Annotated in this window: 25 protein-coding genes; 16 read left to right on the plus strand and 9 right to left on the minus strand. The window is 63.4% G+C overall.

All coding sequences use genetic code 11. The annotated features are described in order from the left end of the window. Positions 1-17: 17 nt before the first annotated feature. Positions 18-677, minus strand: coding sequence for an alpha/beta hydrolase (locus FJ951_RS15200; protein ID WP_140515667.1), 660 nt, complete (start codon positions 675-677; stop codon positions 18-20). A gap of 201 nt (positions 678-878) precedes the next feature. On the opposite strand from FJ951_RS15200, the gene FJ951_RS15205 reads away from it, so the two are divergent. Continuing rightward, entirely contained in the window at positions 879-2,057 is a 1,179-nt protein-coding gene (locus FJ951_RS15205) for an OpgC family protein (protein ID WP_140515669.1), read from the plus strand. A gap of 18 nt (positions 2,058-2,075) precedes the next feature. Here the strand turns inward: FJ951_RS15205 and FJ951_RS15210 are convergent, their stop codons facing one another. Continuing rightward, entirely contained in the window at positions 2,076-3,152 is a 1,077-nt protein-coding gene (locus tag FJ951_RS15210; protein ID WP_140515671.1) for a substrate-binding domain-containing protein, read from the minus strand. Between the two features lie 164 nt (positions 3,153-3,316). On the opposite strand from FJ951_RS15210, the gene FJ951_RS15215 reads away from it, so the two are divergent. Continuing rightward, positions 3,317-3,460, plus strand: coding sequence for a hypothetical protein (locus FJ951_RS15215; RefSeq protein WP_140494076.1), 144 nt, complete (start codon positions 3,317-3,319; stop codon positions 3,458-3,460). 73 nt (positions 3,461-3,533) lie between these two features. Next, a complete protein-coding gene (locus FJ951_RS28460) occupies positions 3,534-3,674 on the plus strand; it encodes a hypothetical protein (RefSeq protein ID WP_181167406.1) in 141 nt (46 codons plus the stop codon). 15 nt (positions 3,675-3,689) lie between these two features. Here the strand turns inward: FJ951_RS28460 and FJ951_RS15220 are convergent, their stop codons facing one another. Both FJ951_RS15220 and FJ951_RS15225 read right to left on the minus strand, forming a co-directional pair. After that, complete coding sequence (locus FJ951_RS15220; protein ID WP_140515673.1) at positions 3,690-4,055, minus strand: DUF423 domain-containing protein; 366 nt, start codon at positions 4,053-4,055, stop codon at positions 3,690-3,692. A 36-nt stretch (positions 4,056-4,091) separates the two neighbouring features. Further along, positions 4,092-5,345: a multidrug efflux MFS transporter gene (locus FJ951_RS15225; protein ID WP_140515675.1), complete on the minus strand. Its 1,254-nt coding sequence runs from the start codon at positions 5,343-5,345 to the stop codon at positions 4,092-4,094. Between the two features lie 118 nt (positions 5,346-5,463). On the opposite strand from FJ951_RS15225, the gene FJ951_RS15230 reads away from it, so the two are divergent. Further along, on the plus strand, positions 5,464-6,129 hold the full coding sequence (locus FJ951_RS15230) for a GntR family transcriptional regulator (protein WP_140515677.1): 666 nt from the start codon (positions 5,464-5,466) through the stop codon (positions 6,127-6,129). A gap of 130 nt (positions 6,130-6,259) precedes the next feature. Next, positions 6,260-6,493: a DUF982 domain-containing protein gene (locus FJ951_RS15235; RefSeq protein WP_246670991.1), complete on the plus strand. Its 234-nt coding sequence runs from the start codon at positions 6,260-6,262 to the stop codon at positions 6,491-6,493. A 27-nt stretch (positions 6,494-6,520) separates the two neighbouring features. Here the strand turns inward: FJ951_RS15235 and FJ951_RS15240 are convergent, their stop codons facing one another. Then, on the minus strand, positions 6,521-6,667 hold the full coding sequence (locus tag FJ951_RS15240; RefSeq protein ID WP_140494066.1) for a hypothetical protein: 147 nt from the start codon (positions 6,665-6,667) through the stop codon (positions 6,521-6,523). Positions 6,668-6,747: 80 nt separating this feature from the next. Then, a complete protein-coding gene (locus FJ951_RS15245) occupies positions 6,748-7,791 on the minus strand; it encodes an aldo/keto reductase (RefSeq protein WP_140515679.1) in 1,044 nt (347 codons plus the stop codon). 240 nt (positions 7,792-8,031) lie between these two features. On the opposite strand from FJ951_RS15245, the gene ppk2 reads away from it, so the two are divergent. Continuing rightward, a complete protein-coding gene (gene ppk2, locus FJ951_RS15250; RefSeq protein ID WP_140515681.1) occupies positions 8,032-8,952 on the plus strand; it encodes a polyphosphate kinase 2 in 921 nt (306 codons plus the stop codon). 90 nt (positions 8,953-9,042) lie between these two features. On the opposite strand, the gene FJ951_RS15255 is transcribed toward ppk2, so the two are convergent. The 3 genes from FJ951_RS15255 to FJ951_RS15265 all read right to left on the minus strand — a co-directional run bounded on the left by FJ951_RS15255 (position 9,043) and on the right by FJ951_RS15265 (position 11,884). Beyond that, positions 9,043-9,690, minus strand: a complete 648-nt coding sequence (locus tag FJ951_RS15255; protein ID WP_140515683.1) for a dihydrofolate reductase family protein — start codon at positions 9,688-9,690, stop codon at positions 9,043-9,045. A 243-nt stretch (positions 9,691-9,933) separates the two neighbouring features. Next, positions 9,934-10,965, minus strand: a complete 1,032-nt coding sequence (gene hemB, locus FJ951_RS15260) for a porphobilinogen synthase (protein WP_140515685.1) — start codon at positions 10,963-10,965, stop codon at positions 9,934-9,936. Between the two features lie 88 nt (positions 10,966-11,053). Continuing rightward, positions 11,054-11,884 (minus strand): DUF2066 domain-containing protein, encoded by an 831-nt coding sequence (locus tag FJ951_RS15265; protein WP_140515687.1) that lies wholly within the window; start codon positions 11,882-11,884, stop codon positions 11,054-11,056. 220 nt (positions 11,885-12,104) lie between these two features. Between FJ951_RS15265 and FJ951_RS15270 the strand changes: the two genes are divergently transcribed. From FJ951_RS15270 to FJ951_RS15315, 10 genes are all read left to right on the plus strand, one after another. Next, positions 12,105-13,148 carry an enoyl-CoA hydratase/isomerase family protein gene (locus FJ951_RS15270; RefSeq protein ID WP_140515689.1) on the plus strand — a complete coding sequence of 348 codons (1,044 nt, stop codon included), beginning with the start codon at positions 12,105-12,107 and terminating at the stop codon, positions 13,146-13,148. Continuing rightward, on the plus strand, positions 13,145-13,567 hold the full coding sequence (locus FJ951_RS15275; protein ID WP_140515691.1) for a DUF6163 family protein: 423 nt from the start codon (positions 13,145-13,147) through the stop codon (positions 13,565-13,567). The genes FJ951_RS15270 and FJ951_RS15275 overlap by 4 nt, the downstream gene beginning before the upstream one ends. A 237-nt stretch (positions 13,568-13,804) precedes the next feature. Continuing rightward, a complete protein-coding gene (locus FJ951_RS15280) occupies positions 13,805-14,320 on the plus strand; it encodes a winged helix DNA-binding protein (protein WP_013896002.1) in 516 nt (171 codons plus the stop codon). Positions 14,321-14,669: 349 nt separating this feature from the next. Further along, positions 14,670-15,923, plus strand: coding sequence for a murein L,D-transpeptidase (locus tag FJ951_RS15285; RefSeq protein ID WP_140494050.1), 1,254 nt, complete (start codon positions 14,670-14,672; stop codon positions 15,921-15,923). 163 nt (positions 15,924-16,086) lie between these two features. After that, entirely contained in the window at positions 16,087-17,727 is a 1,641-nt protein-coding gene (locus FJ951_RS15290) for a Na+/H+ antiporter (RefSeq protein ID WP_140515693.1), read from the plus strand. Positions 17,728-17,908: 181 nt separating this feature from the next. Beyond that, entirely contained in the window at positions 17,909-19,222 is a 1,314-nt protein-coding gene (gene glyA, locus FJ951_RS15295) for a serine hydroxymethyltransferase (protein ID WP_140494046.1), read from the plus strand. Between the two features lie 81 nt (positions 19,223-19,303). Further along, complete coding sequence (locus FJ951_RS15300) at positions 19,304-19,888, plus strand: hypothetical protein (RefSeq protein WP_140494043.1); 585 nt, start codon at positions 19,304-19,306, stop codon at positions 19,886-19,888. Positions 19,889-20,027: 139 nt separating this feature from the next. Then, positions 20,028-20,507 (plus strand): transcriptional regulator NrdR, encoded by a 480-nt coding sequence (gene nrdR / locus FJ951_RS15305; RefSeq protein WP_010915593.1) that lies wholly within the window; start codon positions 20,028-20,030, stop codon positions 20,505-20,507. Continuing rightward, on the plus strand, positions 20,504-21,634 hold the full coding sequence (gene ribD, locus FJ951_RS15310; protein ID WP_181165168.1) for a bifunctional diaminohydroxyphosphoribosylaminopyrimidine deaminase/5-amino-6-(5-phosphoribosylamino)uracil reductase RibD: 1,131 nt from the start codon (positions 20,504-20,506) through the stop codon (positions 21,632-21,634). Before nrdR ends, ribD begins: the two co-directional genes overlap by 4 nt. A gap of 11 nt (positions 21,635-21,645) precedes the next feature. Then, the gene (locus tag FJ951_RS15315; protein ID WP_140515697.1) at positions 21,646-22,263 is read left to right on the plus strand and encodes a riboflavin synthase; all 618 of its coding nucleotides are present in this window, start codon (positions 21,646-21,648) and stop codon (positions 22,261-22,263) included. The last annotated feature ends 137 nt before the right edge of the window (positions 22,264-22,400 follow it).

Here is a 22,400-nt window from a genome sequence, read left to right on the forward strand (position 1 = left end):
GATCCGCGTCTTGCCCGTCAGGCGGCAGGAGCGGGCGGGGCAAGCCATTGCCGCACGATCGCGGCATCGGGGTCGCCGATTTCATGGCCCGAAGCGACGATACGCGCGTCGACCTCGGCGCCGCGCTGGCTGAGCAGCGTTACCAGGGCCGGCGCGAAGGGTCCGTAGGTCAGGTCGGCGGCGCCGGCGACAATCAGCGCCTTGATGCCGGTCAGATCGGTTGCCGGCGTCTCGTCCAGCACCGGCATCGGCCGCAGCAGTGCCGCCCGTCCGACAAGGCCGGGATGGAGCAGCATCAAGCTGGAAACCAGATTGGCGCCGTTGGAATAGCCGAGGAAAGCCGCGCGCTTCGGATCGATCCGGTGCCGCTTCATGGCCTCGGCCATGAAGCGTGCGAAAGCGGCCGTCTCGCGGCGGATGCTGGCCTGCTCGAAGCTGGTCGGCGTGATCCGCTCGAACCAGCGGAAGCCGTCGTCCTGGACGATGCGGCCACGCACGGCGACCAGGCAGGCATGCGGTGCGATCTGCCTCGCCAGCGGCACCAGGGTCGTCTCGTCGACACCTGATCCATGCAGCAGGAACAGGCATTCGTCGCTGGCCCCGCCGGATCCGAAGAAGCGATAGGGAAAGGCCAGATCCAGCCGCGGCAGGCTGTTTTCGACGCTTGTATCGCTCATGCCGTATCCTTTTGATTACATTTCGTTTCACTCAATTTGCCGGCTTCAAAACGCAATATTTTCATGCTCCGCGAAAGTTGATTGAACCGGGCGCATTTCAGTCCGTTTCTGCGCCGATATACTCCATCGCGGAGGAATCGAAGCGGTGCGCCGGGGGTCGCATTGCTGGGCATGAACAACCAGCTTTGAGGCCTTTTGTCGATGACCACCCCAGTTCCAACCGAGCGCGATACGCGCATCGATGTGCTGCGTGCGCTCGCGCTGCTGACGATCTTCGTCGACCATGTGCCGGGCACGGCTTTTGAGACCCTGACCTACAAGAATTTCGGCTTTTCGGATGCGGCCGAGGCTTTCGTGCTGATATCGGGCATTTCGGTCGCGCTTGCCTATGGCACGAAGTTCCGCCCGGGAGGCCGGCTGCTCGCGACGCTGAAAATGTGGCGGCGGGCAGGCGTGCTCTATATCGCCCATATCGTCACCACGATGGCGGTGATGGCATTGTTCTGTGCCGCGGCGGTGTTCGGCCGGCGGCCGGAACTGCTGAAGCTGATCAACATCGAACCGCTGATGAAGGACACGCCCGAGGTGCTGGTCGGCATCGTCACGCTCGGCCACCAACTCGGCTACAACAACATCCTGCCGGTCTACGCGGTGCTGCTTTTGCTGGCGCCGGCCTTCTTGCTGTTCATCAGCTACAGGCCGCTTGCAGCGCTGACAGTGTCCGGCTTGCTATGGCTTGTTGCCGGCATCTGGCAGATCGCCCCGCCGAACTATCCCGAGCCCGGCCTCTGGTTCCTCAACCCGCTGTCTTGGCAATTCCTGTTCAATATCGGCCTTGCCGCCATGCTGCATGTCAGGCGCGGCGGCGTCATTCCAGCCAACCGCTGGCTGATCGGTGCCGCCGCGGCCTATGTGCTGGCCGCGTTGGCATGGGTGCATAGTCCGCTTTGGGGCCAGGTGACCTGGTTCGACCTGCCGGTGGTGCTGACCGGCTTCGACAAGACATTCCTGTCGCTCCCGCGGCTGCTGCACATCCTGGCGGTCAGCTATCTGGTGGTGGCACTGCCTGCGGTCTCGAACCTGTTCCGCACCGGCCCCGACCATCCGCTGGCGATACTCGGCAAGCGTTCGCTTCCGGTGTTCATCGCCGGCACGCTGATCGCCATGGTTGCCCAGGTGATGAAACTGATCAATCCCGGCGGCCTCGCTTATGACAGCCTGTTGCTCGCCGCCGGCATTGCCATGCAGTTCGCGCTCGCTTTCTATCTCGAATGGTTGTCGACCATCGGCGGTTCGGGGAAAGCCAGGACGACGCAAAAGGACGCCAAGCCCGTCCAGCCGTCTTTCGGTATCTCGGCCGTAGCAAGAGCCAACCGCTGAGGGTCAGCGAGCCCGGTTTCAGCGGCGCGGTGGAGCCGAGGAGGCGCGCACGATCAGTTCGACCGGCAGCAACTGCCGGCTGACCTTGCCGTCGCTTTCCAGGATTGCCTTGACGGCAAGCCGGCCCATCTCGGCGATCGGCTGTGCGACCGTGGTCAACGGTGGCTCGGACAACTCTGCTTCGGGAACGCCGTCGAAACCGATGACCGAAACATCATCGGGGACATTCAGCCCGCGCGCGCTCAGCCATTCAAGCGTTGCCAAGGCCATCCTGTCCGACATCGCCAGGATGGCCGTGGGTGGTTCGCCGGAAGCAAAGATCGTTTCCAGCCCCGCCTTTGTGGTGGCGGCATCGTTGGCGGTTTCGTAGACGGGCACTTTGGATGTATCGATGCCAACCCGCGAAAGCTCCCGGAAGTAGCCGGTGAGGCGATCGCGTGTCCCCGCATAGGCCGCGGCGCGAAGCTCCTCGGGCGAAATGATGCCTGTCCTGCCGTCGGCGAAAGGCAGCGCCAGCACGGCAAAGCGGCGATGCCCGAGTTCCGTCAGATGGCGCGCCGCCAGGCTGGCGCCGGCGATGTTGTCGACGCCGATCGCCGCGACGGATCCATCCTCCGAATCCAGGTCCAGCGCCACGAAGGGCAGTTTGCGCTCGCGGGCCAATTCGACAAGGCGCGAGCCGCCTTCGATACAGAAGACGATGAAGCCGTCGACCAGGGCGCTCTGGATATTCCAGGCAAGCTGTTCGTTGTTGGCGGCCGAGACTAACGAGATACCGGCCCCGGTCGCATCGCAGGCCTGCGAGATACCGGCCATCATCACGCGCGCGAAGGGATCCTCGAAGAAATAGGAAAGGGGCTCTGCGGTGGCCACGCCGATGGCGTTGACCTTGCCGGCCCGCAGCAGGCGGCCCTTGGGATCGGGGCCGGCATAGCCCATCGCCTCGGCCGCCGCACGGACCCGTTCGCGGACTTCTTCGCGCACGATCTCAGGGCGGCTGAAGACATTGGAGGCGGTACCATGCGAAACACCGGCCGCCTTGGCGATGTCGGCCAGCCGGACGGGTCGTCGATTGCCTGCGGTGAGTGACGCCATTTGCGCGTGCCTCCTGATATGCATTTAGCACGTTCCCGACTTGCATCTAGCACTTTCGTTGGATCGATTCAAATTTTGCTTGACCGGCGGCTTCCATAGGCCTATCTTTGAATCGATCCAACTAAGATCTGCCTGCTGGATTAAACCTGGATGGGAGGTGCGCCATGCATCCTGTTAACTATCTGTTCGAAGACATCTACCGCAACGACTGGAGCATCGGGTCGGCCGCCAACAAGTCCAAGCGCCGCGGCGGAACAAGCCCGTGGATTCGCGATCTGCGCTTCCTGGTGGCGCGCAAGCGGAGCTGACTGGCGTGAATTTTTTGCGTCGGCCTATTGGATCGATTCAATTCAAATCAAGAGGAGAAGAGCCATGCATCCCATGAAGCATCTGTTCGACGACATTTATCGCAATTATTGGGGCATCGGCACGGCCGCGGAGCGGCCAGAGGCGCCGCGCCGCGCGACGCTCTCGGCGCGCAACCGCGATCTTTGGATCCGACTTGAACGTCGCCGGGATTGAAACCGGCCGCGCATCTCAGGGTCGCCGACGCACCACGGCGGAGACAGCTATGGTCAGCCAGCCTGCGATGAGCAGGGTGCCTCCGATCGGCGCCGACATCGGAAACAGCCTCGATCCGAGAAAATCGCGGGCGAGAAGATCGCCCGTGAAAAGCACGAGCCCGACGAGCAGCACCATGCTGGCTATCCGCAGCGGGCGATTCGCGTCGAGGAGACCGACGGCCAGAAACGCCGGTGCGTGCATCAGCAGGAACGATGCCGCCGTACCGGTGAAGGCGCCGCCGAGATGTGCGGCGGCCGCCGACAGCGCCACGCCCGCCGCGCCCACGATGCCGGCGGCGAGCACAAGCAGACGGCTGCCGGTCGTTTCGGCCAGGTTCATGTCGACGCTCCTTCGGTTGATTGGCTGGGCAGCTTGTCAGGGCTTGCTCGCTTCCATCAACATATGCCGCGTCCGCCGCGCCTGGACAATCCAGTTGTAGACCGCGCCGAGCGCCATCAGCACCGACGTGCCGAGAAACACCGCCCGCATGCCGAAATGGCCGCCGACGAAACCGCCGGCAAGCGGTCCGGCGACTTGGCCGACATATTGGGCCGAGATCGAAAGGCCGAGCACGTTGCCGCCGACGCCGTCGGGAATGTTGTGGCGGATGACGCTGGTGATGCAAGGCAGCAAACCGCCGAGCGCCAGGCCCATCAGGAAGCGCAGCCCGATCAGTTGCCAGCCGTCGGTGACGAAGGCCTGCGGAATGAGCAGCAGTGCCGACACGGCCAGCGCGCCGACGACGACGTTCCAATGACCGACGCGGTCGGCGAGCCTGCCAAGCCACGACGCCGACAGGATGGCGCCGAGGGCGGCCGCCGACATCACCACGCCGGCAACGAGCGTCACCCGGCTCTGGTCCTCGATCAGCTGCTGCACATAGACGGTGATGATCGGCTCGATCGACATGGTGGCGAAGGCCAGCAGCATGCCGGTCGTCAGCATGGCCACGACCGGACGCTTGTCGGCAATTTGCGACCAGCCGCTCTTCGGCTTTGCCGCCGTCGCGGCTTTGCTTGCTTGCGGGCGCTGGTTCTCCTTGATCAGGAATGTCGTCGCCAGAAAGGCAAGGAAGATGACGCCGCCGGACAACAGAAAGGTCGCGCGGATGCCGATTACCGGCGGCAGCGCGCCGCCGAGCAGGGGGCCGACCAGCGAACCTGCCGTGATGCCAGCGGACAAGACACCGAGCGCCCAGCCGGAGCGGTCCTTCGGCGTCTGCATGGCCACCAATATGGTCGAGCCGGAGGAATAGCCGCCGGCAAAGCCGATCAGCAGGCGCAGCAGCACCAATTGCCAGACCGTCTCGACCATTCCGGTCAGCGACATGCAGATCGCCATGCCGAAGGAGGCGCGCACCAGCATCAGCTTGCGGCCGTAGCGGTCGCCGAGCCGTCCCCATAACGGCGCAACGAGCGCCGCCGCGAAGAAGGTCGCCCCATAGGCGATGCCCGACCATTGCACGATCGCCGCATGGCCCTCGACGCCCAGTTGCTCGACATAGAGCGGCAGGAACGGCAAGAGCAGGGTCATGGCGATGAGCGTGCTGAACGAACCCGCGAAGCAGACGGCGAGATTGCGCCGCCAGTGGATATTGTAGCCGCCCTGTTCCGTATCGTTCTGCGTCATGCCGTGCCTGCGTGTGCCAGGGATTGTTGTGGATACCATTTTGGGATACCAAGTCGGTATCCGTCATGGACCCACAGCCCGACCGCTGTCAATGCGGGCACGTGAAAAGGCAACAACGATGTCGCAGATGCACAACGTCGAACGGCAGCTCCGCGAGATGATCCTTGGACTTGAGATCGGCCCGGGTGAGAAACTCACCGAGCGCTGGATCGAAAGCCGCTTCGGCGCCTCGCGCACGCCGGTCAGGGCTGCGCTGCTGCGGCTCGAAACCGAAGGGCTGGTCGGCAGGGACGGGCGCGGCTGGACGGTCTCGCCCATCAACCTGGCCGAACTCGAGCAGATCGCGGTCTACCGCGAAGCGGTCGAGGTCGCGGCCTTGCGGCTGACATGCGGGCTTGCCGACAGAAGTGCCGTCGATGTCATCGAGGCTATGCTCGTCTCCTGCGACGACGACACTCCGCGCGAGGAATGGCATCGCGTCGGCATGGATTTCCACATCGAGCTGGCGCGACTGTCCGGCAATGAATTCCTGTTTCGGGCCGTCCGCGACGCGATGACCAGGCTTTCGCGCGCCCGTTGGCTGGAGGTACGCGATGGAGCGGCCCTTGGCCGCGCGTGGGCCGAACATCACGCCGTCCTGGCCGCCGTGCGGAGCGGCGATGCACAGGAAGCCGCGCGCTTGCTCTCGCAGCATATCGTGGGCAGTCGCGACCGTCTGTTGACGTCGCTGGCCAATGATCGCCGCGGCCTTCGCGCCAGGGGATTTGCCGTCGTGGCGGCATAATGCGGCCTGCAGGGCAGGCCACTCGCCGCCGAAAAAAGGACCACCGGCCCCGAGCCCCACTTTCGGCCTCGCTTCGCGGACGCCGATGGCGTAGGACCGGGCGATGGAAAACAACCGATTTGAAGTACCCGTGACCGTCAAATCAGTCACGGCGGGAAGTACACAGCTCTTACGCTCGGCCCGCGAGGCTTCCGACTATCTCATGAACAGCTGGCCCGGCAAGCGCACCCCCAAGCATCGCGCGGCGCTGCAGGCCTGCCACGATGCGCTGGCCGGCGACAAGCCGGCCATGAACGCAAGGCGCGCCTTTATCGCGGCGGCGCGTGAAGTGGACGTCTTCGTCAGCGACAAGGCGCCGGCCTGATCCAGGCCGGATTGCCGCCGCGCGCCGTCATTCCTCTGTTTCAATCTCGGCGTCAGTCTCGGGTTTCTGACGCTCCCGCGCCGCAGCCTTGGCCGCCAGCTTTTCGGCCTTCTTGGCCGCCTTCTGGCGATCGCGTTCTTTGCGTTCCTGATCGTAATTTGGTGCTCGTGCCATAGCGGCTCCTTTTTTGCTGTTCTTGTGGGCTGACTACGCGTCGTTCGCCTTCCGACGTCTCGGAGCCGGCACCAGGGTTCCTATAAGCTGCTTCGGTCGATCACAAGGTCGGCGGCGCCGAAACGCTCCTTTGCCGTCAGCTGCTGATGCCAATAGGGATAGAGCAGGGGCGGGCGGCTGACCGCGTCGAGGCGATCACGTTCCTCGCCGGCCAGCGTCAGGCTGGCCGCCGCGATATTGTCCCTGAACTGGGCCTCGTTGCGCCCGCCGATCACAAGCGAGCTGATAGCCGGCCGGCCAAGCAGCCAGGCAAGCGCCACCTGTGCGGCGGACACACCGCGGGCCTTACCGATTTCGACCAGCACATCGACGATCCGCCACAGCCGGTCCTCGTCGCGGATTGGCGGTTCGGACCAGCCGGCGACCTGGCGCGCGGTCGGGCTGTCACGGTGATACTTGCCCGACAGCAGGCCTCCCGCCAGTGGGCTCCACACCAGCACGCCCAATCCCTGGTCGACCGAGATCGGCAGCAGCTCGTATTCGGCTTCGCGTGCTTCGAGCGTGTAGTGGATCTGCTGGGTGACGAAGCGCGGCTGATGGCGGGTGTCACTGATGGAGAGCGCCTTCATCACCTGCCAGCCGGAATAGTTGGAGCAGCCGATATAGCGGATCTTCCCCTGGCCGACCAGCGTGTCGAGCGCGGCGATGGTCTCTTCGAGTGGCGTCACGCCGTCCCATTCGTGCAGGAAATAGATATCGATGACGTCGGTCTTGAGCCGCTTAAGGCTTTTCTCGCATTCGCGGATCAAATGATGGCGCGACAGGCCTTCGTCATTGGGACCGTCGCCGATGCGCATGCGCGCCTTGGAGGCGATCAGCACGTCGTTCCTGCGCTTGCCGCCGAGTGCCTCGCCGATGATCTCCTCCGACAGGCCGTCCGAATAGACATTGGCCGTGTCGATGAGATTGATGCCGGCATCAATGCACAGATCGATCATGCGCTTCGCCTCGGCGAGATCGCTGTTGCCCACAGCCGCGAACGGGCCGGCGCCGCCAAAGGTCATGGTGCCCATCGTCAGCGCCGAAACCTTCAGGCCGGAACGGCCGAGAGTGCGGTATTCCATGTCAGTCCTCGCGATTGAGAAGAATGGCCCGATCAGGTTGCTGGATTTGTAGGACAATCCGTGCGGCTTGTCGCCCTCCGGCCCCAGCACACCGATGAGCGGCCGTGGCGTGCCCCTGCAATAAAACCGTCATTGCCGGCCTATACTCAGTCGATCAGGGCGTTGCGCGCCGCCGTCAGGACGCGACCAGTGCGCCCGGTCGTTGCCGGAGGCGGCAGCTTGCAGATGGAGGAACACCAGATGAATGAATCCATACCCAAGTCCGGCGCCCGGGACTGGCTGGAAGCCGAACTCGCCGACACGCTCGACGAGGACTATGAACTGGAGATGTCGGAACCAGCGCTGTCGCTGGAGATCGCCAGGATCTACAAGAACGCGCATCCGCCTTCTATCGACCGCATGCAGTATTTTCGCGACCTGATCGGGCTGCAATCCGAGCTGATCAAGCTGCAATCCTGGGTCGCCTACCACAAGAAGAAGCTTGTGGTGATCTTCGAAGGCCGCGATTCGGCTGGCAAGGGCGGCGTCATCAAGCGCATCACCCAGCGGCTCAACCCGCGCATCTGCCGCGTCGTGGCGCTTCCGGCACCGACCGAGCGAGAGACGTCGCAATGGTATTTCCAGCGTTATGTGCCGCACCTGCCGGCCGGCGGCGAGATCGTTCTGTTCGACCGCTCCTGGTACAACCGCTCCGGCGTCGAGCGGGTGATGGGTTTCGCCGGGGCCGATCAGGTGGAGGAATTCTTCCGTGACGTGCCGGAGTTCGAGCGCATGCTGGTCCGTTCGGGCATCACGCTGGTCAAATACTGGTTCTCGATCACCGACGAGGAACAACAGATGCGCTTCCTGATGCGCATCCACGATCCGATGAAGCAGTGGAAGCTGTCGCCGATGGACCTGCAGTCGCGGGTGCGCTGGGAACAGTACACCAAGGCCAAGGAAGAGACCTTCGCCCGTACCAACATTCCGGAGGCGCCCTGGTTCATCGTCGAGGGCAACGACAAGAAGCGCGCCCGGCTGAACTGCATCGACCACCTCTTGCAGCAGGTTCCCTACGAAGAGGTGCCGCACGAGGAGATCAAGCTGCCCGAGCGCGTCTTCAATCCCGAATACGAGCGCCAGGTGCTGCCGAGCGAGCTCTACGTGCCCGAGAAGTATTGAACGAGAGTTTGTCCTTCTCCCCGTATAGTGACGGGGAGAAAGGATCTGCACCAAGGGTTGCCAATTCCCACTGTCGCAGACAACTAATTCCTAAGTCCGCTTGATGACGACATGCGTGGCAAGCGGCGTCGCTACTTGTTCGCTGCACGCGTAGCCGAGCTTCGGCATATCAATCCCGGCGAAGAGGTGCTCGCCGGAGCCGAGCAGCACCGGCGAGATCGCCAGATGCATCTCGTCGATGAGCCTCTCCTGAATATATTGCCGGACGGTGGCGACGCCGCCGCCGACCCGCACATCGCTGCCATTAGCCGCTGCCCTTGCCTGCTCGAGCGCCAAATGGATGCCATCCGTAACAAAGTAAAAGGTCGTGCCGCCTTCCATGACGATGGGCTCGCGCGCATGGTGGGTCAGCACGAAGACCGGCACATGATAGGGCGGGTTGTCGCCCCACCAGCCCTTCCAGTTTTCGTCGGCCCATTCGCCGCGGATCGGCCCGAACATGTTGCGGCCGAGGATCCAGGCGCCGACATTCTCGAAGCTGCGCGCCGCGAACGCCTCGTTGATATCGGTTGTGCCGCCATCGTCTCCGAGCACCATTTTGCGGAAGGTGCGGGTACCGATCATCCATTTGTGCAGGGCTTCCCCACCGACGCCGAGCGGGTTTTTCAAATCCTGGTCGGGACCGGCGCCGTAACCGTCGAGCGACAAGGTGAATGCGTTGACGCGAAGTCTGGACATGGAAAGCCTCCTCAGACCAGTTGTATTTTGCAAGCAGTTACTTTCTAGCAAACCGATTGCAAATTGCAAGTAGTATTTTCCGCGATCGAAAAGATGCATATCCGTACTTCGCCTATGCGATGTCCAGAGTGTTGCCTGATGGTTGGTTCGGATGCCAAAATGGCGGCTGCCGAGACAGCCGCTATACCGGCTCATTTGCCGGTGGGTCCATGAAGAGCATATGGTTTGAAGGCGCTGGGGAAACTATGCTCTCAGCATCTCCGCCACCTCAGGGGCGAAATAGGTCAAAATGCCGTCGCAGCCGGCGCGTTTGAAGGCAAGAAGCGATTCCAGCATGACCTTTTCGCCGTCGATCCAGCCATTGGCGCCCGCCGCCTTGATCATCGAATATTCGCCCGACACCTGGTAGGCGAAGGTCGGCATCGCAAATTCGTCCTTCAGCCTGCGGATGATATCGAGATAGGGCAGGCCGGGCTTGACCATCAGCATGTCCGCGCCTTCGGCCAGGTCCTGCTCGGCTTCGCGCACCGCTTCGTCGGAATTGGCGTGGTCGATGTAATAGGTCTTCTTGTCGCCCTTGAGCAGGCCGGCCGTGCCGACCGCCTCGCGGTACGGCCCGTAGAAGGCGGAGGCGAATTTCGTCGCATAGGACATGATCGCCACGTCCTGAAAACCGTTTGCGTCGAGCGCGTCGCGGATCGCTCCGATGCGGCCGTCCATCATGTCGGACGGCGCGATGATGTCGGCGCCGGCCGCTGCTTGTATGACGGCCGCCGCGGTCACCTGTTCCACCGTCTCGTCATTGACGATGAGACCGTCGCGCAGAATGCCGTCATGACCATGGCTGGTGAACGGGTCGAGCGCGGCGTCGGTGATGACGCCGATCTCAGGCACCGCGTCCTTGATCGCGCGCGTGGCGCGGTTGATGACGTTGTCGGGATCGAGGATATGCGAGCCGGTCTCGTCGCGCAGCGAAATGTCCACATTGGGAAAGGTGGCAAGCGCGGGGATGCCGAGCTTCGCCGCGCGTTCGGCCTCCTTGACGGCAAGGTCGATCGACAGGCGGAAGACGCCCGGCATGGCGGCGATCGGCTCGCGCACTTGTCTGCCGTCGACGACGAAGATCGGCCAGATCAGGTCGTCGACGGAAAGCTTGTTCTCCTGCACCAGGCGCCGCGACCAGTCGGCCTTGCGCATGCGTCGCAAGCGGCGGCTGCCGGTGATGTCGTCGACGCTGCGCGCGCCGGCAGGTTTTGCGGGGGTGAATCTGTTCATCGCCAAAACTCTCGTTTGGCCGGCTTTTATCACGCACTCGTGGTGCTGACCAATGCGACACGTTTGTGCCAGCAATCCGGTCGGGTCCTTATTCGGGTTTCCCGTTGCCCGAAAGGATCTGCGCCGCACCGCGCATGCCGACACGGAACGCCTCGTCGAAGCCGACGCCGCGCACTTGCCAGGCGTAGGTCTTGCCGGCCTTCGCCAGCCGCCAGTCGGCGATCCAGCCCAACTCCTTGTCGCTCCAGACGATGCTGCCGGAAAGCGCCTGGTCGGCGCCGGCCGTTTTCGCAACCCTGTCCAGCTTCGCCATGTCGGCGTCGCGCATGATCCTGTCGTCCAGCCCCGCCTTCGACAGCAGCGCTGCCGTTGGGAAGGTTACCTGCATGGCGATCGGCGCGGCGGCATTGCCGAACGACTCGCGCATCAGCACGCCGCGCTCGTCATCGGCATCGAGCGCGAAATGCCTGACGCCGCGCTCGGTCGACAAGAACACCGCCAGCCGTGGCCTTTCGGTCAGCCATGGCCTGCTGCCGAGCGAAGCCAGCACCGGATCGATCATCGCCGGGCTGTACTGGCAGTAAAGATTGTGAGGCCGATCATACGTGCCCTGATCGTCATGGTTTGGAATGCCTTCCATGCGATCGCGGTAGCGAAAGCCCGCCACGAAGCTGCCGGCCTTGTCGCGCAGCGCCGCCATCTCCGGTTTCGCCGGCAGACGCTGGTCGCCGGAAACCCGGACCAGAACCGCGTCGAGGCAACGTTTGAAGCCGGCCTGACGGTTCTTCTCGTACCGACCGTTGACGATGGTCTGTGACTGATAAAGATCAGCGAGGCTTGCCGCCAGGGTCGGTTGCAAAGCCAGGCAAATGATGATCAGCCCGATCGTCATCGGCACGAGGCGCGCAAATCCAGCCATGAGCAACACCCCGTTGGAAACCCGCTACAGCTGCGCAGTCGCCGTGCGGTTCCCGGCGTTGCGGCCACAACGGCTCTTTTAGCACTAGGCTCCGGCACGAGCCAAGACGCGCTGCCGGCATGCCGGCCAAGACGCGCTGCCGGCATGCCGGCATTGACGCGGCCATGGGCCACGCTTTAGCACTTCAGTCCCGGCGGAGCGGGGGAGGGATTCTTTCACGATGGATTTTGGCGGAGGCGACGAGATCCGCTTCGAACATCTGGGCCGGGCCGGCATCGTCACGTTGACGCGGCCGCGGGCACTCAATGCGGTCACGCACGGGATGGTCAACGCGCTCGCCAAGGCATTGCACGCTTGGGAGCGGGACTGGAGCGTCGATGTCGTCGTCGTCAAGGCCGAGGGCAGGGCGTTTTCGGCCGGCGGCGACATTCTCCACATCTACGAGGCCGGCCGGGCCGGCAAGCCGCCCGTCGAGTTCTTCACCGACGAGTATCGGCTGAATGCCCAAATCGCGCGTTTCAAAAAACCTTATGTGGCGCTGATCGACGGCATCGTCATGGGTGGCGGCGTCGGCATCTCCTTTCATGGATCGCATCGGGTGATGACGGAAAATGCGCAGTTCGCCATGCCGGAGGTGGGAATCGGCTTTTTCCCGGATGTCGGCGCCAGCCATCTGCTGCCCGATCTTGGCGGTTCCTTCGGCATGTACCTGGCGCTGACCGGCAATCGTATCCGCTATGGCGACGCGTTGTGGTCCGGGCTGGCCACGCATACGATCAAGGCGCAGGACCAGGCTGGCTTTCTCGACCAGCTCGCCGCCACCGGCGATCCCGAATCGGTGCTGCGCGGCTTCTTCATCCCGGCGAAGCGCGAGACGGACAGGCAGGTGCTGGAGGCGATCGCCCACCACTTCGCGCAGGCGTCGCTTGCCGATATCATCGGCAGCCTGGAGCAGGCGGCAGGGAGCGATGAGTTTGCGGCAAGGACGCTGGCGACGATCCTGACGCGCTCGCCGACCAGCCTTCGTGTCGCCTGGCGCCAGATCACTGCCGGCCTGACGCTGCCGATGGATCAATGCATGAAGATGGAGTTCCGCATCCTCAACCGGATGCTCGCGGGCCACGATTTCTACGAAGGCATACGCGCCACCATCATCGAAAAGGGTTCCAAGCCGCAATGGCTGCCGGCAACCCTCGATGCGGTCGACGACGCGGATGTCGATGCCTATTTTGCCTCGCTCGGTGAACGGGAACTCGCGCTATGAGTGAGGTGACGTCCAGACGCGTCGTGCTTCAGCCTTCAGGGGTGGAGGTTATCTTCGCCTGGTTCCAGCGAATCATATCAGGATACTGCCTGCTGTTCGGTATCCTGTACTGGATCAGGCTTATCGGCTTCTATCCCGGCTCGCTGTGGCGCTTCGACCTGATGCCGGTCCACTGGCAGGTGACAGCGGTGATGCTCGCCGTGTTTTTTCCCTTTGCCGCAGCCGGCCTATGGATGCTGGCTTCCTGGGGGCCGGTGATCTGGTTCATCTGCGCCGCGACGGAGATCGTCATGTATGCCGGCTTTCCCGAACTCTTCGGCCGCCGCCCGCTCATCGTCGTCTCGCATGCGGGGGTGGCGCTGCTCTATGTCGTTTTCCGCCTCGTCATCTATCTGCAGAAGCGGACGCCCCGGACCTGAAGCCGGCACGCGCCGCCGGCGATCCGGCGGATCGGATTTCGCCCTGAAATCATTGGCTAAATCTTTAGGTTAATTATCCTTGCTCGAGTGACCGTTCGTTAAGCGTCTTGCGAAACCTATTACCGGTAAGCTCTTGTTAGCCTTGGCGTTTAAGTCGAATTTTATGAGTATTCGATAGTGTCGCGATCAAGGTGAAAAACAAAAAATCACCAGGGCGACAAACGAGAGGCAAAGACAATGATCAATTCGCGTCCGGCGGCAAAGACCGCCAACGTTTCCGACGATCGCCGCGAGGCAATCCGTTCCCTTTACATGGAATCGCTCCAACTGGTCGAGCGCCTGCACCGCCGTCTGCTCGACGTGATCAAGGACGAGTTCGACCGCAATGGCCGTTCCGACATCAACGCCATCCAGGCGCTGCTGCTCTTCAACATCGGCAATTCGGAGCTGACTGCCGGCGAGTTGCGCTCGCGGGGCTACTATCTCGGCTCGAACGTCTCCTACAATCTCAAGAAGCTTGTCGATCTCGGCTTCATCAACCACCAGCGCTCGCGCATCGACCGTCGTTCGGTCCGCGTCTCGCTGACGCCGAAGGGCAACGAGGTGGCGGACGTGGTCGCCGGTCTCTATGAGCGCCATGTCGGCTCGATCGAGCAGGTCGGCGGCATCAACACCGACGAATTCAAGCAGATGAACCGCGCCCTCCAGCGCCTCGACCGCTTCTGGAACGACACCATCGCTTACCGGATGTAAGCCACATCCCCAATCAGAAGCCGCGCCACAGAAGCGCGGCCGCAACAGCGACCTCCAGTCAGGGCCGGTGCCGAAAAGCATCGGTCTTTTCTTTTCGTTGCGCTGGCCGAAGCAAATTGCGGGCCAAGGCCACGTTGCCGCCATATTCCAATGGAACCGAAGATGGCAGTGATGCTGTGGTGAAGACCATGAGTTCACCAGCAGCCGCGTAGCCTTGCGCGTTTTCACACCGAGGTGATGCGGACCATGGTTGGCTAATTGTTAAGATTGCCAATTTTAGAGTGCGGGCGAGATCGCCCGATGATCAACGCAGCAAGTGTTCGAACTGCTACAAATGTCTGGAACGTCCATGAGAACCAGCCGCCGTTTCTTCCTTTCCGGAGCCTCCGCGCTCGCAGCCGCCGTTGTTGCCGGCCGCGCCAGCGCGCAGGATGTGATCGGGGACATCCTGAAGTCCTCGGCGCGCGGCAACTGGGACGATCAGTTCGACGCCCGCGCCAGCGCAGGCGGCAAGGTGGCCTCGACGCTGCCGATCTTCAGCCCGCAGACCGTCGCCTTCACCGAGCAGGCTGTGGCGCAGTACCAGAACATTGTCGGGCAGGGCGGCTGGGTCGAGGTTCCCGCGACCAAGAAACTGCAGCTCGGCGTCGACGATCCCGATGTCGTGCCGCTGCGCAAGCGCCTGATGGTCGCCGGCGACCTGTCGCAGAGCGCCGGCATCTCGACGGCCTTCGATTCCTATGTCGACTCGGCGGTCAAGCGCTTCCAATTGCGCCACGGCCTGCCGGCCGACGGAGCGCTGGGCAAATATACCTACGCGGCGATGAACGTTTCGGCGCAGATCCGGCTCGGCCAGTTGCAAACCAATCTCCAGCGATTGAAGGAGAAGGCGGGCACGCTTGGCAGCCGTTATGTGCTGGTCGATATTCCGGCAGCGCAGGTCGAGGCGGTCGAGAACGATCGCGTCGTGCTTCGCCATACCGCGATCGTCGGCAAGATCGATCGCCAGACACCGATCGTCAATTCCAAGATCAACGAGATCATCGTCAATCCATATTGGAACGCGCCGGTGTCGATCGTGCGTAAGGACATCATCCCATTGATGCGCAAGGACCCCGATTATCTCAAGAACAGCCATATTCGCCTGTTTGCGCCAGATGGCAGCGAAGTCGATCCGATGAATGTGGACTGGTCGACCGACGACGCGGCCAAGTACCGTTTCCGCCAGGATCCCGGTTCGGACAACGCCATGGCGTCGGTGAAGATCAATTTCCCGAGCCCGGACGGCGTCTACATGCACGATACGCCGCAGCAGAGCCTGTTCGGCAAGATGATGCGCTTCGATTCCTCGGGTTGCGTACGCGTGCAGAACGTGCGCGACCTCGTCACTTGGATCCTGCGCGACACGCCCGGCTGGGACCGTCAGCATTTCGAGGCTGCGATCAAGACCGGCGAAAACACGCCGGTCCAGGTCACCAACCCGGTGCCGGTGCATTTCCTCTATCTCTCGGCCTGGTCGACGGGCCCCGGCGTCGTCCAGTTCCGCGACGACATATATGGCCTCGACGGAAACAACGAGCTGCAGATCACTTCGTCGCTCTAAGCAATTGATTATTCAGGGAAAAGGCCGCTCTTGAGCGGCCTTTTCTGTCGTCGCCGCCAGGCCGTTCACACCGCCGCTGACCTCCAACTCTGCGTAGGCGCGCTCCGGCTGGACGAAGCGCGGGCGATTGCGCATGGTCGGCAAAACTGCCGGAAATCGGACCATGCAAGTTGCCGTCTTCATCCTCGTAGTGCTCGTCCTGGTGGCGCTTTCCGGTGCATTGGTGCGGCTGGTGCGGCTGCCGCTGCCGGTGCTGCAGATCGCCATGGGTGCTGCGCTGGCCTGGCCGGCGCGCGGGCTGCATGTCGAGATCGATCCGGAACTGTTCCTGCTCGTATTCATTCCGCCGCTTCTGTTCGCCGATGCCTTTGCTGCGCCCAAGCGCGAGCTTGTCGCCTTGCGTGGCCCCATCCTCGACCTTGCCATCGGACTGGTCTTCTTCACCATCGTCGGATTTGGCTACGCCTTGCATTGGCTGGTGCCCAGCATCCCGCTCGTCGTCGCTTTCGCGCTCGCCGCGGTGCTGTCGCCGACTGACGCGGTGGCGGTGTCTTCCATAGTCGACAGGAACATCGTTCCGGCGCGGCTGATGCATATATTGGAAGGCGAGTCGCTGCTCAACGACGCCTCGGGCCTAGTCATGTTCCGCTTTGCCGTGGCGGCGGCATTGACCGGCAGCTTTTCCTTCGCCGCGGCCTCGCTGAGCTTTCTCTATGCCGTGGCTGCCGGCATCCTCGCCGGCATGGCGGCGCTGTTCGTTGCCGCCAAGGCGCTGCAACTGCTCAACCGCATCGGCGGCGTGCCGGCGGAGGCGCAGGTTCTGGTCATGATCCTGGTGCCTTTCGTCTCCTATCTCGGCGCCGAGCATATCGGCGCCTCGGGCATCCTGGCGGCGGTCACCGCCGGCCTGTTGACCGGAGTTTCCGGCATGTTCCGCTTTCTCGGTGTCTCGGCGCGCATGCAGACGATGTCGCTGTGGTCGACGCTGTCCTTCGTCTTCAACGGCGCGCTCTTCATCCTGCTTGGCCTGCAATTTCCCGATATCATCCGTAAGGTGCCGCCGGAGTTGTCCAGCCGGCACTGGATCATCGAGCCGGTGCTGACAGTCCTGCTGCTGACCCTTTGCCTGATCGGCCTGCGTTTCCTGTGGATATGGATCGGCGACATGGCGGGCGCCATGGCGGCGCGGCTCGGCAAGCGAAAGGCCGAGCCGTTCGGCCTGCGCGTGCGGCTCGCCGGATCGGTCGCCGGCGTGCGCGGAGCGATCACGTTGGCCGGTATCCTGTCGCTGCCGCTCACCTTGCAGGACGGCTCGCCGTTCCCGGCCCGCGACGTGGTGATCTTCCTCGCCGCCGGGGTCATCATCTGCTCGCTGGCCATCGCCAGCCTCGCGCTGCCGAAGATCGCTCGCGGGCTGGTCGAACCGGGCGAGGACCCGGCAGCGGCCGAGGAGCGCCGGGCGCGGGTCGGCGCAGCCAATGCGGCGATCGCCAGGATCGAGAGCATCGCCAATGAGGCAGGCGAGGGCGGGGCCGTCGAGGCACGGCTCGCCGTTGCCGACAGCATCGTCGCCGGCTACCGGCGCCGCATCGCCGCCTCCGACGAGGCCGACGAAGCGCGTGCCGAGGCGCGTGAGGCGAGCCGTCTGGAGCTTGAACTCAGGGCGGCCGGCATAGAAGCCGAGCGCGCCGCGCTACGCGCCATGTTTCTCAGCCGCGAGATCAATGACCATACGATGCGGGCGCTGTTTTCCGAGATCACCTTGACCGAGGCTCTTCTGAAGCAGCGGCGCGACAGGAAATAACGGTTCGCCGCTCTGCTTGCCGCAATCGGGCCAGCAAATTTCGCGCCGCAAACGTGGCGAGGCGAAAACAACTGTGTTAATGGCGCGGCGAACCCAATCCTGTCACACAAAAATGTGCAGGGGTTTGGGACAACGGCATGCGCAAGACAAAACCGACCTCCGGACCTAAGGAATTCAGGCCATGGCAACAGCAGCGGCAGCGTCGAACAAATTCGAATCCTTCTTCGAAACCACGCTGGAAGATGCCGATCCGGAAATTTTCGGCGCGATCCGCAACGAACTCGGACGCCAGCGCCACGAGATCGAACTGATCGCGTCTGAGAACATCGTCTCGCGCGCCGTGCTCGAAGCGCAGGGTTCGATCATGACCAACAAATACGCCGAGGGTTATCCGGGCAAGCGCTACTATGGCGGCTGCCAGTTCGTGGATGTCGCCGAGGAGCTGGCGATCGAGCGCGCGAAAAAACTATTCGGCTGCAACTTCGCCAATGTGCAGCCCAATTCCGGCAGCCAGATGAACCAGGCGGTGTTCCTGGCTCTCTTGCAGCCGGGGGACACCTTCATGGGCCTCGACCTCAATTCCGGCGGGCATTTGACGCACGGCTCGCCAGTCAACATGAGCGGCAAATGGTTCAAGGTCGTGTCCTACGGCGTGCGTAAGGACGACCACCTGCTCGACATGGACGCCATCGAGAAGACGGCGCATGAGACGAAGCCGAAGCTGATCCTGGCCGGCGGCACCGCCTATTCGCGCATCTGGGACTGGAAGCGCTTTCGCGAGATCGCCGATGCGGTCGGCGCCTACCTCATGGTTGATATGGCCCACATCGCCGGCCTCGTCGCCGGCGGCGTGCATCCCTCGCCGCTGCCGCATGCCCATGTGGTGACGACCACCACGCACAAGTCGCTGCGCGGCCCGCGCGGCGGCATGATCCTGTGCAACGACGAGGAGATCGCCAAGAAGATGAACTCGGCGGTGTTCCCCGGCCTGCAGGGCGGACCGCTGATGCATGTCATCGCCGCCAAGGCGGTTGCCTTCGGCGAGGCGCTGAAGCCGAGCTTCAAGCTCTATGCCGAGAGCGTCGCCGCCAACGCCAAGGCGCTGGCGTCCAGCCTACAGGAGACTGGCCTCGACATCGTGTCGGGCGGCACCGACAACCACCTGATGCTGGTCGACCTGCGCCCCAAGAATGCCACCGGCAAGCGCGCCGAGGCAGCGCTTGGGCGCGCCAACATCACTTGCAACAAGAACGGCATCCCCTTCGACCCGGAAAAGCCCTTCGTCACCTCCGGCGTGCGGCTCGGCACGCCCGCCGGCACAACGCGCGGCTTCGGCCAGGCCGAGTTCCGCGAAATAGGCAAGCTGATCGCCGAGGTGCTGGATGGCCTCAAGGCCGCCAATTCCGATGAGGGCAATGCCTCGGTCGAGGCCGCGGTCAAGGCCAAGGTCGTGGCGCTGACCGATCGATTCCCGCTCTACCCTTATCTCGGTTGACCTCGCGCCACGCGTCATCTCTTATCCGCCAGCGGCGCGCCGACCCCCGATCGGTCGACGCGCCGAACTGGAGACCAGACGATGCGTAATTTCCGTCCCGCCATCCTTGGCGCCCATGGCTTGCTGGCCGTTTCCCTGACATTGCCCGGGACTGCCCTTGCGCAGACCGCCCCTGAAGTGCCCGCCACCGCTACCTTCGGCAGATGGACAACCATCGTCGATACGCTCGACACCGGGCAGGATGCGCGCAAGACCTGCGCCGCTTCGACTGCCTTTTTCGATGCCAGCGGCAATTCGGGCACGCTGACGCTGTCGATCTCGAACGGCGACGCCATGCCGCCGGACGCCTACCCGGCCATCATGCTTATTGTCGACAACCGGAACCTGCCCACTGGCAAGAAGATCGCCGCGACTTTTGGTGATCCTGGCGTCAAGGTTTCCGCCACCGTCTATTCGAACGATGCCGTGAACGGCCGTCCCAGCTGGACGGTCGACAACCAGCCCAAGACCAGTCTCGCGCTCTTGCGAGCCATGCGCAAAGTCACCTCGCTCGATGTCGCTTTCGGCAAAGAGGCTTTCGCCAGCATTCCGATGGACGGCTTCACCAAGGCCTACCGCAACCTCGGCACATCATGCGGCTTTCCGACCAAGGACGTTGCACCCTAGCCAAGCGCGCGAAGGCGGGTGCTGGCAATCTGCCTCGCGGCTCGCTATCTCTGACGCGAAAGGATCTGCGTGCCTTGCCATCGTGGCAAAAGGCTCTAAGCCTTTTCGCCTCACCAGATTCGTGAACCCAAGGCTCTCAATGCGCTGTCCCTATTGCCAGTCCGAAGATACGCAGGTGAAGGATTCGCGCCCCGCCGAGGATGGCGCGGCGATCCGCAGGCGTCGCGTCTGCCCCGATTGCGGCGGCCGTTTCACCACCTTCGAGCGCGTGCAGTTGCGCGACCTCGTCGTGGTCAAGAAGTCGGGGCGAAAAGTGCCTTTCGACCGCGACAAGCTCTTGCGCTCCGTCGAGATCGCGGTGCGCAAGCGCAATGTCGATCCCGAGCGCATCGATCGTGCCGTGACCGGCATCGTGCGCCAGCTGGAAAGCTCCGGCGAGACCGAAGTGGCCTCGGGCGAGGTTGGGCGGCTGGTCATGGAAGCGCTGAAGTCGCTCGACGACGTCGCCTACGTCCGCTTCGCCTCGGTCTACCGCAATTTCCGCGAGGCCAAGGATTTCCATGAGCTGCTGGGGGAATTGAAAGGCGACGAGGACAAGAGCGAAGAGGACGCTGGCTGAGCATGGCGGAACACAGCGAGGCCGGACAGGCAGCCCTTGACCGCCGTTTCATGGCAGCCGCACTCAGACTGTCGCGCAGGAATGCGGGCCGGACCTCAACCAATCCTTCCGTTGGTACACTCATCGTGCGCGACGATGGCTTGGGCCCGATGATTGTCGGCACCGGCGTCACCGCTGTCGGCGGCCGCCCGCATGCCGAGACCGAGGCGCTCGCCGAAGCGGGCGAACTGGCGCGCGGCGCCACCGCCTACGTCACGCTGGAGCCTTGCGCGCATCACGGACGCACGCCGCCTTGCGCCAACGCTCTGGTCAATGCCGGCATCGCGCGCGTCGTTGGCGCCGCCAGCGACCCCGATCCGCGCGTGTCAGGCCAAGGCTACGCGATCCTGCGCACCGCGGGCGTCGATGTTGTGGAGAATGTCCTGGCGGCGGAGGCCGCCGAGCAGATGGCCGGCTATCTCATTCGATCGCTTAGGAAACGGCCGGAAGTGACTCTCAAGCTAGCGCTTTCCAGCGACGGCAAGATCGGCATGGAAGGTGTTGGGCAGGTGTCGATCACAGGCGACATTGCGCGCCGTGAAGTCTATCTAATGCGCGCCGAAGCCGATGCCATCCTGATCGGCATTGGCACGGCGCTGGAGGACGACCCGGCGCTGACGGTGCGCTTGCCGGGATTGGAGAACCGGTCGCCGGCGCGCATTGTGCTCGACAGGCAGATCAGGCTGCCTGAGACTTCGAAACTGGTGTCCGGTGTCGACAGGGTGCCGCTCTACGTCGCGGCTTGCCTGGAAGCCGATCCTCTGCGGCGGGCAACGCTCGAACGCGCCGGCGTGCGTTTCATCGGCACCGAGACGCATGAAGGCGGCGTGGCGCTGCCGGAACTGCTCGAGGATCTTGCTGCGCTCGGTATGGCCAGCGTGCTGGTCGAAGGTGGAGCCAAGGTGGCCAGCGCCTTCCTGTCGGAAGGCCTGGTTGACCGCATCGTGCTGTTCCGAGGACCGGAGGCGATTGGCAAGGGGGGCATTGCATCGCCCATCGATGCCAACCATGTCCCGGCGGGATTTCGCAAACTGCGCGAGATGCGGTTCGGCGAGGACAGCTACGCCGAGTGGATAAGAGACTTTTAGGATCAACACCGATGTTTACCGGCATTGTTACCGACATAGGCACCGTCGCGGCCGTCAAGCCGCTGCGGGAAGGCGTGGGATTGCGTATCGACACCGCCTATGATCCCGAAACCATCGCCATCGGCGCCTCGATATCATGCGGCGGCGTTTGCCTTACCGTGACGGCCTTGCCCGACAGCGGCTCGAACGCGCGCTGGTTCGAAGTCGAGGCCTGGGAGGAGGCGCTCCGGCTGACGACGGCGATGGGCTGGAAATCGGGCACGCGGATCAATCTGGAGCGGGCGTTGAAGATCGGCGACGAGCTTGGCGGCCACATCGTGTCGGGCCATGTCGACGGTACGGCCGAGATCGTCGAGCGCAAGGATGAAGGCGACGCCGTTCGCTTCACGCTGGAAGCGCCGCGCGGGCTGGCGAAGTTCATCGCGCCGAAAGGCTCCGTCGCGCTCGACGGTACCTCGCTCACCGTCAACAAGGTGGAAGGCACCCGCTTCGACGTGCTTCTGATCCACCATTCGCTGACCGTCACCACCTGGGGTGAGCGCCAGGTCGGCGACCGCGTCAATCTCGAGATAGACACCATGGCCCGCTATGCGGCCCGCCTGGCGGAAGCGGCGAAAGAGGGGCTTTGAGCATCGCCGAGCTGTTCATGAGGAACTAGCGGTGATGGAAAACAGGAATTCCAAAGTGCAAGCGCGGCTGGGGTGGCCGATGTAGATGCTGGCCGAGTAGTGGCCCACGCCATTGTTGCCTGGGCTCAAAGCCTCGC

The organism is Mesorhizobium sp. B2-2-3, assembly GCF_006442405.1.
In the GTDB taxonomy this organism is placed as follows: Bacteria; Pseudomonadota; Alphaproteobacteria; order Rhizobiales; family Rhizobiaceae; genus Mesorhizobium.

Coding starts and splice junctions, on each gene's coding strand:
- FJ951_RS15200 (WP_140515667.1), bottom strand. CDS start 677: ATGAGCGATACAAGCGTCGAAAACAGCCTGCCGCGGCTGGATCTGGCC.
- FJ951_RS15205 (WP_140515669.1), top strand. CDS start 879: ATGACCACCCCAGTTCCAACCGAGCGCGATACGCGCATCGATGTGCTG.
- FJ951_RS15210 (WP_140515671.1), bottom strand. CDS start 3,152: ATGGCGTCACTCACCGCAGGCAATCGACGACCCGTCCGGCTGGCCGAC.
- FJ951_RS15215 (WP_140494076.1), top strand. CDS start 3,317: ATGCATCCTGTTAACTATCTGTTCGAAGACATCTACCGCAACGACTGG.
- FJ951_RS28460 (WP_181167406.1), top strand. CDS start 3,534: ATGAAGCATCTGTTCGACGACATTTATCGCAATTATTGGGGCATCGGC.
- FJ951_RS15220 (WP_140515673.1), bottom strand. CDS start 4,055: ATGAACCTGGCCGAAACGACCGGCAGCCGTCTGCTTGTGCTCGCCGCC.
- FJ951_RS15225 (WP_140515675.1), bottom strand. CDS start 5,345: ATGACGCAGAACGATACGGAACAGGGCGGCTACAATATCCACTGGCGG.
- FJ951_RS15230 (WP_140515677.1), top strand. CDS start 5,464: ATGTCGCAGATGCACAACGTCGAACGGCAGCTCCGCGAGATGATCCTT.
- FJ951_RS15240 (WP_140494066.1), bottom strand. CDS start 6,667: ATGGCACGAGCACCAAATTACGATCAGGAACGCAAAGAACGCGATCGC.
- FJ951_RS15245 (WP_140515679.1), bottom strand. CDS start 7,791: ATGGAATACCGCACTCTCGGCCGTTCCGGCCTGAAGGTTTCGGCGCTG.
- ppk2 (WP_140515681.1), top strand. CDS start 8,032: ATGAATGAATCCATACCCAAGTCCGGCGCCCGGGACTGGCTGGAAGCC.
- FJ951_RS15255 (WP_140515683.1), bottom strand. CDS start 9,690: ATGTCCAGACTTCGCGTCAACGCATTCACCTTGTCGCTCGACGGTTAC.
- hemB (WP_140515685.1), bottom strand. CDS start 10,965: ATGAACAGATTCACCCCCGCAAAACCTGCCGGCGCGCGCAGCGTCGAC.
- FJ951_RS15265 (WP_140515687.1), bottom strand. CDS start 11,884: ATGGCTGGATTTGCGCGCCTCGTGCCGATGACGATCGGGCTGATCATC.
- FJ951_RS15270 (WP_140515689.1), top strand. CDS start 12,105: ATGGATTTTGGCGGAGGCGACGAGATCCGCTTCGAACATCTGGGCCGG.
- FJ951_RS15275 (WP_140515691.1), top strand. CDS start 13,145: ATGAGTGAGGTGACGTCCAGACGCGTCGTGCTTCAGCCTTCAGGGGTG.
- FJ951_RS15280 (WP_013896002.1), top strand. CDS start 13,805: ATGATCAATTCGCGTCCGGCGGCAAAGACCGCCAACGTTTCCGACGAT.
- FJ951_RS15285 (WP_140494050.1), top strand. CDS start 14,670: ATGAGAACCAGCCGCCGTTTCTTCCTTTCCGGAGCCTCCGCGCTCGCA.
- FJ951_RS15290 (WP_140515693.1), top strand. CDS start 16,087: ATGCAAGTTGCCGTCTTCATCCTCGTAGTGCTCGTCCTGGTGGCGCTT.
- glyA (WP_140494046.1), top strand. CDS start 17,909: ATGGCAACAGCAGCGGCAGCGTCGAACAAATTCGAATCCTTCTTCGAA.
- FJ951_RS15300 (WP_140494043.1), top strand. CDS start 19,304: ATGCGTAATTTCCGTCCCGCCATCCTTGGCGCCCATGGCTTGCTGGCC.
- nrdR (WP_010915593.1), top strand. CDS start 20,028: ATGCGCTGTCCCTATTGCCAGTCCGAAGATACGCAGGTGAAGGATTCG.
- FJ951_RS15315 (WP_140515697.1), top strand. CDS start 21,646: ATGTTTACCGGCATTGTTACCGACATAGGCACCGTCGCGGCCGTCAAG.